Raw genomic sequence first — 9,151 nt, 5'->3', positions numbered from 1 at the left:
CGCTAGCATTTAAGGTATCGTTACCAGCACCACCGTTGAGGGTGTTCTTGCCAGACGAGCGAAAGTCATACCCATCTGGGTAGTTGACTTCCACGTAGCCAGAAACGGAGAGAGAATCATTGCCATCGCCTCCAGAGAGCAAATTATCCCCTGTTGAACTGTTAGCACTCAAGTTATCGTCACCAGTACCACCAAGGAGAGTATTATCGCCTTCACCACCAATGAGGGTATCATTCCCCGCACCACCTCTCAAAAGGTCGTTGCCACTTTTACCGTCGATTTTGTCATTACCCCCCTGACCATTGATGACATCATTGGAGTCGTCTAAACCTGTAATATTGTTGGAGAGGTCATTGAGGAATGTGACTGCGTTCTTGTTGAACAGGCTAGTTTGAGTGGAATTGGCATCAAAGACATCAAAACTATCGGTGATGCTAGTTTGCCCATCAAACAGGATATTGCCAATAGCTGGTTTTGCACCAGAAGCATTCAGATTTTCTAAGTTTTCTAATTTGAAGTTGTTGAGGAGAACTTTAGCACCATCTACCCCTTCAAAGGTGATTTCCAGATTGCTGCCATTCTGGGTAAGCAGCAGATTTTGGGCACTCAAGCCAGCACCTTGGAATTTGATGGTATCCACTTCGGCAATCACTGCTGCTGTTGGATTTGTTCCTTTACCAATGCCACCAAAATCGGTGATGGTATCAGTACCGTCGCCCAAGTTATAAATAAATTTATCCTTGCCACCGCCACCAGTCAGGATATCATTACCCTTCTTGGCTGTGATTATATCGTTGCCTGCTTTACCGTTAATTGTATCCGCGCTGTTACTGCCCAGTAGAGCATCATTACCGTCAGTTCCAATGATATTTGCCATAACTTTTACCTTCCTAAATCAGTTGTTTCGGTAATTTTTAGTTCTCAGCGCTGAATTAGTGCGTTTTAAAACACAAGAATTCGCCGAGAATTGACGCTTTCGGAATAATTTGATGTCATCCTTGAAGGACGCTAATTTTTCTCGAAAATCCACTCTGTTGACCAGCTTGCAAGTAACACTTATCAAAGTCTCACATGCTGTACAAAGTCATGACCATCTAGATGTACTCAAATAGGTTGTTTCAGTTTTCAGTCCTTTTATAACCATCCTTGATAGAATAGTTGCAGCTACACCCAACTCAGGAATCGCTGAAAAAAAGTCGTCAAATCAAGCTTAAATGCCTGAAACTCACACAACACCTTGATATAACTAGTCCTACTGTCTTGGAAATAGAGAACAGTTAACTATTGATAGGAAAAGGGGTTTTAACACCCTCATTGTGGGCTATTGCCTGTAAACGTCTCGCTTAAAAATAGGGAACATCTAAATAACCTGATACTAACTAAATACTGAATATTTACTTAGATGTCTATAGCTAAAGAACTATCTTTGCATACTCTTTATATTATATGCCGAGAAATGTATGTGCTAGTAGTGTGTTCTTCACATTTTGAGAATTTATGGTCAAGAACTTGCAGACAGCAGCAGTCACAAAGAAGTTTGAGCGAAGGCTTTCAAGGCAGCTAACTTTGAGAATGCTCGAAGGATTGATTCAGAAAAATACATATTTTCCTTCTTCTTTACGATGATGAAGATCAAGCGATGCTTGGGTTGGGCTACGCCTACGCCTCGCGATGCATTGTATCTAGGCAAGAATTGTTGGAGGTTACCAAAGTTACAAACGCAGACATAATCGGAGCTAGCTAAGAATACTTGTAACCATCCGTACTCATGCAGCGTTCAAAAATACATATTGTCCGAATGACACTAATAAAAGCTCAAAAGATTGTGTCGTCTCGTTCCCAGGCTGGAGGCTGGGAATGTATTTAAAAGAGGCTCTGCCTCAATTCAAGCTACCGGAGGCGGCAGCCCTTCCAGAATGGATTCCCAGCCTCTAGGCTGGGAACCAGTCAGAACAAGGGCTGTATCTTTTCTTAGTGCCATTCCATATTGTCATTTTTGAACATTGCGATGCCTGGATTGGTCTACAGCTAAACTATGATCATGATGTCCGGGTTATATATTAAATATCTGTGCAATAATCGCGATCGCTTACCAAAATTACAAACGCAGAGATGATCAGATTTAGCCAAGAACACTTGCAAACCATCCGCACCCATGCCGAAAGCACTTACCCAGATGAGTGCTGTGGTATAATTCTGGGCTATCTGGTTAATGAGGGCAAAACTGTAGTAGAAGTTATGCCAACAGAAAATGCCTGGAATACAGAAGCGGCTGCTGAGTTTCCAGGGGAACGTACAATAGAAAGTAAAAGACGGCAATATACGATCGCACCCGAAGTTATGCTAAAAACACAAAAGGAAGCACGCGATCGCTCACTGAATATTATCGGCATTTTCCACTCCCATCCAGATCATCCTGCTATCCCTTCAGAATGCGATCGCCTATATGCTTGGCAAGGATACTCGTATATAATAGTTTCCGTCCAAAATGGTAAAGCTGGAGAACTTCAAAGCTGGAGCCTTGATGATCATCATCAATTCCAAGCAGAGGCAATTGAAAATATAATTTAACGACTTAGCTTAAAAACAGTCACTTGTAGCGGCGAAAACCGCCACCACGGATAAAAATTCGTCTTCCCCACTTCTTAATCTCTATAATGAGATCCAGTTTTTCGATAGGATTAATATTCCGCTCTCCCAGATCATAACTGCTATGCTCAATCCCAATCTGGATGAAATCCAGTTGACCAAAGACGATTACGAACGCTACTCCCGACACCTAATTTTGCCGGAAGTAGGACTAGAAGGACAGAAACGCCTGAAAGCCGCCAGTGTACTGTGTATCGGTACAGGTGGACTAGGTTCACCACTACTTTTATATCTGGCGGCGGCGGGTATTGGACGCATCGGGATTGTCGATTTCGATGTTGTCGATACTTCTAATCTGCAACGCCAAGTAATCCACGGGACATCTTGGGTGGGTAAACCCAAGATTGAATCGGCAAAAAACCGCATTCACGAGATTAACCCCTATTGTCAAGTTGATTTATACGAAACTCGCCTGACTTCTGAAAACGCCCTGGAAATCCTTCAACCTTACGATATCGTCGTGGATGGTACTGATAACTTCCCCACCAGATATCTAGTTAACGACGCTTGCGTATTGCTGAATAAGCCCAACGTCTACGGTTCAATTTTACGCTTTGAAGGGCAAGCTACTGTATTTAACTACGAAGGTGGGCCGAATTATCGTGACCTTTTCCCAGAACCACCACCACCAGGAATGGTTCCTTCTTGTGCAGAGGGTGGCGTATTGGGAATTTTGCCAGGAATTATTGGTTTAATTCAAGCAACCGAAGCTGTCAAAATTGTTCTGGGACAAGGTAACACTCTCAGTGGACGATTGCTGTTATACAACGCCTTAGATATGAAATTTCGGGAATTGAAACTCCGTCCTAATCCGATTCGCCCAGTAATTGAAAAGCTGGTAGACTACGAAGAATTCTGCGGAATTCCACAAGCTAAGGCAGAGGAGGCAAAACAGCAGATGGAAAGTCAAGAAATGACCGTTAAGGATTTGAAGGAATTGCTGGATAGTGGTGCAAAGGATTTTGTACTGCTGGATGTCCGCAACCCCAATGAGTACGAAATTGCCAAGATTCCGGGTTCGGTGTTGGTGCCCTTACCAGACATTGAAAATGGAAATGGCGTTGCCAAGGTAAAGGAAATATTGAACGGGCACCGCTTAATTGCTCATTGTAAGATGGGCGGGCGATCGGCAAAAGCCCTCGCCATTCTCAAGGAAGCCGGGATTGTCGGGACTAATGTCAAAGGCGGAATTACCGCTTGGAGTCGAGAAATCGATCCCTCAGTTCCAGAGTATTAACAAAAAAGGCAGGAGGCAGGAGGCAGGAGGCAGGAGGAATACTGCCCGACGTTGGCGGACTCTCTAACGCTGCGCTATCTGTTTCCTGCCGCGACCAGAGCGAGTTTGCGGTTTAAGTCTTCCATTCCTCCATCTCCTGATGACTTTTTGTGAATTAAAAGTTAAAAATTAAAAATTAAGAAAAAGAATAATTTTAATTAATTGATTTTAGGTACAGAACCGAATGACACTAAGAAAAGCCCAAAAGCTTGTGTCATCTCGTTCCCAGCCTCCAGGCTGGGAATGTATTTAAAAGAGGCTCTGCCTCAATTCAAGCTACTGGAGGCGGCAGCCCTTCCAAAATGGGTTCCCAGACTCTAGGCTGGGAAGCAGTAAAGCTACTGCAAGGGCTGTATCTTTTTGTCAAGATTACTAGCAAGAAAATTGTAAGTAAGGGTGACGACGAGATGAACGTTTAAGCACTTAAATTTCAGCAAAATAGTTCATTCTATCGCCACGCAAGTAACAAAATAACTAATTTTTAATTGCTAGAACCCTTGCTTTTTAAAGCTCTTTGGGGAATGAAACAACTCTGGGGTTAGGGGGGATCTAAAAATGCCTAAAGTCACAGCGAAAAACTTTTCAAACAATCTCTAAGAACGTCTTGGAATTTTTAATTAATAATTTTTAATTTTTAATTGGAGCGAAGCGACTTGACTACCTCAAAATCTCATCTCAATATTTTATGGGTGCAAGTTTGGGTATTGGCAGGGGTGCAGGGAGCAATTACCCTCACCTGGTTAATTTATAATATATATTTGCCACAGCTTTTGACTCAGTTTGGTTTTCCCGCCTCTCTGGCAGTCGGCTTGGTGATAGTCGAAAATGCCTTGGGTGCAGTGCTGGAACCCTTGATGGGCGGACTTTCAGATCAAGCTAGACGCTGGGTAGGGACTCGGTTTCCCTTCATCTCAGTAGGTATGATTCTCGCATCGGCTTTGTTCATTGCCATACCATGTGTTGTGAGTTTTATCCCGCCTACTACTGTGATGCGATCGCTCTTACCTATAGTATTGGTAGCTTGGGCCTTAGCAATGACAATATTTCGCTCTCCAGCTATGTGCCTATTGGGAATGTATTCGACACCAGCACAGTTACCTTTAGCAGTAAGTTTTGTCACTTTGGCAGGGGGATTGATAGGGGCTTTTAGACCGATAAGTCACAAGTTTATTCTCAGCTTAGGGCCAGTTTATACCTTTGCGATTGGTTCTTTCGTCATGCTAGGGGCGGCGGCTGTGTTGCGGTTAGTCAATCCTCCAGAAGCACCTGTGGATAGACACCAAATAGAAGTAGTTAAGTTGCCGTTACAAAAATTGGCTTTGATTTTAGTAACTGGTTTTGGTGTAGCGTGGGGTATCCGATTTCTCTTTGATGTCTTGGGCAAAGTACTCAAGACACAACTGAATACTGGTAATATTGATGTGCAAATGGTATGGATTGGATTAGCGATCGCACTTGCCAGCATACCAGCAGGAATCTTCGCAGTCAAAATTGGTAATAGTCAAGCAATGCTTTGTGGGATCTGTGCAATCATTCCCTCGTTACTGATAATGATATCTGTGGGCGCACAAATTCCGATAATTATATTAATCGTTGCTGGCTTTAGTTTAATTGTCAATGGGGCAATTCCTTTTGCTTTAGGACTAGTACCGCAGCGATGGGTGGGATTAGGAATTGGGATGTATTTTGGTGGCTTCGCATTAGCCATGAGTTTGTTTGGCGTCATATTTCCCCAACCGCAAGCAATAACACCTTTGATTGGTGCAGTTGGCGGTGCATTGGCATTTTTGTTAGCTGGTGTTTGCATTATTGTGAGTGGCATTTCTGAAACGCAAAGGAACGCAGAGGTTTAACGCAAAAGGACGCAAAGTTGTACTCTGCGTCCCTCTGTGTAGGAATTACGTTAGCGTAGCGGGGCGTAGCCCATTACGAATTAGTTACGGGTTTAACCTGACTCAGCAAACTGTGCAGTTTTTCGCCTTCAATGACCTCTGTTTCTAAGAGTTGAGTTGCGATCGCTTCTAGCAAGTCTCGATTCTGTCTGAGAATCTCTAGGGCTTGTTCGTGGGCTGTTTCCACGATTTCCTTGACTTCACTATCAATGGCTTTGGATGTGTCTTCACTCACCGCCCGCCGAGGATTAGCCCCACCATTACCCAAAAACATCGATTGTTGTCCTTGTTGGTAAGCTAATGGCCCTAAGACTTTGCTCATCCCATAAGATGTTACCATCCGTTCTGCCAAGTCAGTTGCTCGTTGCAAATCGTTGGAAGCACCTGTGGTAATACTGTTAAACACAATCTCTTCGGCGGAACGTCCACCTAATAGAGTTGCAATCTGACCCCGCAGTTCCTCTTCATTCATCAAAAAGCGGTCTTCAGTTGGTAATTGCAGAGTGTAGCCCAAAGCAGCCATCCCACGGGGAATAATCGAAATCTTTTCTACGCGACCGTTTCCTGTGGTTAGCGCCCCGACCATTGCATGACCAACTTCATGGTATGCAACAATCTTTTTCTCAGTCTCGTTCATCACGCGACTCTTCTTCTCTAAACCGGCGACTACCCGCTCAATTGCTTCGGCGAAGTCTTCTTGAGCAACACTTTGACGGAGATTGCGAGCTGCTAATAATGCCGCTTCATTTACCAAGTTTGCCAAATCTGCGCCAGCAAAACCAGGGGTACGAGTAGCGATCGCTCTTAAATCTACATCATCTCCTAATTTTACCTTTTGAGCGTGAATTTTGAGAATTGCTTCACGACCGGATAAATCAGGACGGTCTACCAATACTTGGCGGTCAAAACGACCTGGACGCAGTAATGCAGAGTCAAGGCTTTCGGGGCGGTTGGTAGCAGCTAAGACAATCACAGTCGCGTCTCCAGCTGCAAACCCGTCCATCTCTGTTAGTAACTGGTTGAGGGTCTGTTCTCGTTCATCATTACCACCGTAGAAGCCGTTACTGCTACGAGATTTACCGATCGCATCTAATTCATCAATGAATACAATACAGGGAGCCTGTTTTTTAGCTTGCTCAAACAAATCCCGCACTCTGGAAGAACCAACGCCGACAAACAATTCTACAAACTCGGAGCCAGAAATACTAAAGAATGGAACTCCTGCTTCTCCTGCTACAGCTTTCGCTAAAAGTGTTTTACCAGTTCCCGGAGGGCCAACTAACAGCACACCTTTGGGAATCCTAGCGCCAATTTGCGTAAAGCGTCCCGGAGTCTTGAGGAAATCCACAATTTCCACTAACTCAGTTTTCGCTTCTTCGACCCCAGCCACATCTGCAAAGGTGATTTTAGCTGATTCACCTTCAACGTAAACCTTAGCTTTGCTCTTACCAATAGAAAGCGCACCTTGAGGACCACCACCGCCACCACGGGCGAGGAAAAACTGCCAAATACCAATAAAAATCAGTGGTGGAATCACCCAACTCAAGAGGGTTGTAATCCAAGTATTCTTCGGTGGAGGTGTAGCAGCGAATTCAACTCCCTTTTCTTCTAGTAGTTTGGGTAACTCTAAATCAAAGATTGGTGTAGTTGCAAACACCGGGCCTGGTTCGGCGTTTTCTGTTTTTAGTTCGTAGAGGATCTGATTTTGACCGACGGAAACGCGGTTGACTTCCCCTTCTTGGACTTGATGAATGAATAGGCTATAGGGAACACCAGTAGGGCCAGAAGCAAATAAACCAGGCAAAAATAAATTTAAGAGCAGGAATAGCCCTGATACTGCCAGTAATATATTAGCGATGATCCGAAACCGAGGTGACTTAGGCTGTTCTTTAATTGCCATAGATGTTGTTACCAATCCTTAGAATGAAAATTGTTGAGAATGTGACTTTCACAAAAAGTCCAATATTTAGCACCCGAATAGTTAAAGCCGCAACTTATACTGTTTCCAACCAATCAAAAATTTGGGCTAACTGATCTAGTGTTACCAGCCCATATTGCCAGAGGGTCATGGCCAGAAAGTTGGGAGTCTGCTCACAATGTCGCAAAGCAAGAGAAATTGCTCCACCAGAAATACCCAACTCTTCCTTTAAAAAATGCACCAATTGATCTGTAGCTTTCATCGCAATGTTAAATAATGTTAAATAAGCTTTATTTCTGAGAGAGCTTGACTTGTGTGATGTATTTTCCAGCCTACATCGCAAAGTGGCTCAGTTTGTCTCGATTGTTAAGGATACTAACGCTTCTCATAATTTCTCCTGTCTAGCAATGCTTACAGCTTTTTTCATTTATGTAACTAAACTTAACAATTAAATTAATCTTTGGGAACTAACGAGCAAATACGGTTTACCGTACTCAAAGAGTTAACACTGCTGGGGATGAGAAAATTTTGATTAAGAAAACACTGTGACAAAAAACGCAGATATTATGAGAGACAAAGAGAAATCCCATATTTTCTTCCATAAGGGACTTCCAAGTAAAAAAATATTCCATTGAGATTGTTGACCGTTGACGGTTCACAGTCAACGGTCAACAACTTTAAGCGGAATAATTTATTTTTTGGAGTTCCCTTAGTTAACGAGCAGAAACTGCTTGCCACTCTTGGATCGCTGTGGATGGGATTTGTAACTCAATCGGTGAGCCAGTTAGCATCGGTAAAGTTAGATGAAGAGGAATTTCAGCCTGCAACTGCGGTAGGACGGACTTAATGTCATATTCTGCGACATTGGCTGGGGTTGGTGTGTCGTGAGAAATTTCGCTAGAAATATCCTTGGCGGTTAGAGTTTGCCCCATAGATGTTGTTAGCGTCAGTGGTTGAGTGCGATCGAATTCCACCCGACTAGGAAAGCCCACTAGCCGCAGAGAGACAATAGAACTACCTTCGGGATGAATACGCTTGAAGGCGATCGCCTGCCAGGAATTTCCAGTCTGATCCCGCAGTTTTTGCCGGGATTGATAGAGCATTTGCCCTGGATATTCTTCGATTTGTGCCACAGCAGCAAAGGCGGGTAGGGGACTGCAAACAACCAGTAAAATGCAGATCCAGGCAGCCAGCAGCCAGCGCATCGGGCGAATTTTAGACTCGTTAAAATAGATAGAGTTCATCACAAAAGTCCTGATAAAGTTAAAATCTCTTGAAATTCCAGAGTAAAATTTGGGATTTTAGCCCTAATTGGTGCATTACCTGGAGGCGATCGCCTCTTTTGCGTTTTTCCAACCGATAAAGCTAGGTGGGAAACCTTGCACATTCTCATAGCCTAATAGGTGCAGTGTCATT

General features: G+C 43.7%; 7 protein-coding genes. 3 read left to right on the top strand and 4 right to left on the bottom strand.

Features of this window, described 5'->3' with window-relative positions; all coding sequences use genetic code 11:
- A partial coding sequence (locus ABF638_RS35065) for a calcium-binding protein (protein ID WP_435027394.1) occupies positions 1–877 on the bottom strand: 877 nt, incomplete at its 3' end.
- A 1,235-nt stretch (positions 878–2,112) separates the two neighbouring features.
- Here ABF638_RS35065 and ABF638_RS35060 point away from each other — a divergent pair.
- The 3 genes from ABF638_RS35060 to ABF638_RS35050 all read left to right on the top strand — a co-directional run bounded on the left by ABF638_RS35060 (position 2,113) and on the right by ABF638_RS35050 (position 5,778).
- Entirely contained in the window at positions 2,113–2,571 is a 459-nt protein-coding gene (locus ABF638_RS35060; protein WP_435027393.1) for a Mov34/MPN/PAD-1 family protein, read from the top strand.
- A 142-nt stretch (positions 2,572–2,713) separates the two neighbouring features.
- A complete protein-coding gene (gene moeB / locus ABF638_RS35055; RefSeq protein WP_435027392.1) occupies positions 2,714–3,886 on the top strand; it encodes a molybdopterin-synthase adenylyltransferase MoeB in 1,173 nt (390 codons plus the stop codon).
- Between the two features lie 692 nt (positions 3,887–4,578).
- The gene (locus ABF638_RS35050; protein WP_435027391.1) at positions 4,579–5,778 is read left to right on the top strand and encodes an MFS transporter; all 1,200 of its coding nucleotides are present in this window, start codon (positions 4,579–4,581) and stop codon (positions 5,776–5,778) included.
- 73 nt (positions 5,779–5,851) lie between these two features.
- On the opposite strand, the gene ftsH4 is transcribed toward ABF638_RS35050, so the two are convergent.
- The 3 genes from ftsH4 to ABF638_RS35035 form a co-directional block, all read right to left on the bottom strand.
- Positions 5,852–7,717, bottom strand: a complete 1,866-nt coding sequence (gene ftsH4, locus ABF638_RS35045; protein ID WP_435027390.1) for an ATP-dependent zinc metalloprotease FtsH4 — start codon at positions 7,715–7,717, stop codon at positions 5,852–5,854.
- A gap of 94 nt (positions 7,718–7,811) precedes the next feature.
- Complete coding sequence (locus ABF638_RS35040; RefSeq protein WP_012408660.1) at positions 7,812–7,997, bottom strand: DUF2949 domain-containing protein; 186 nt, start codon at positions 7,995–7,997, stop codon at positions 7,812–7,814.
- A 451-nt stretch (positions 7,998–8,448) separates the two neighbouring features.
- Positions 8,449–8,979: a DUF3122 domain-containing protein gene (locus ABF638_RS35035; RefSeq protein ID WP_435027388.1), complete on the bottom strand. Its 531-nt coding sequence runs from the start codon at positions 8,977–8,979 to the stop codon at positions 8,449–8,451.
- Between the last annotated feature and the right edge of the window lie 172 nt (positions 8,980–9,151).

Source organism: Nostoc sp. CALU 1950, from assembly GCF_051172895.1.
Lineage (GTDB): Bacteria > Cyanobacteriota > Cyanobacteriia > Cyanobacteriales > Nostocaceae > Nostoc > Nostoc edaphicum_A.
Note: the sequence above shows the minus strand (reverse complement) of the source record. Positions and strands in the feature narration are given on the sequence as shown.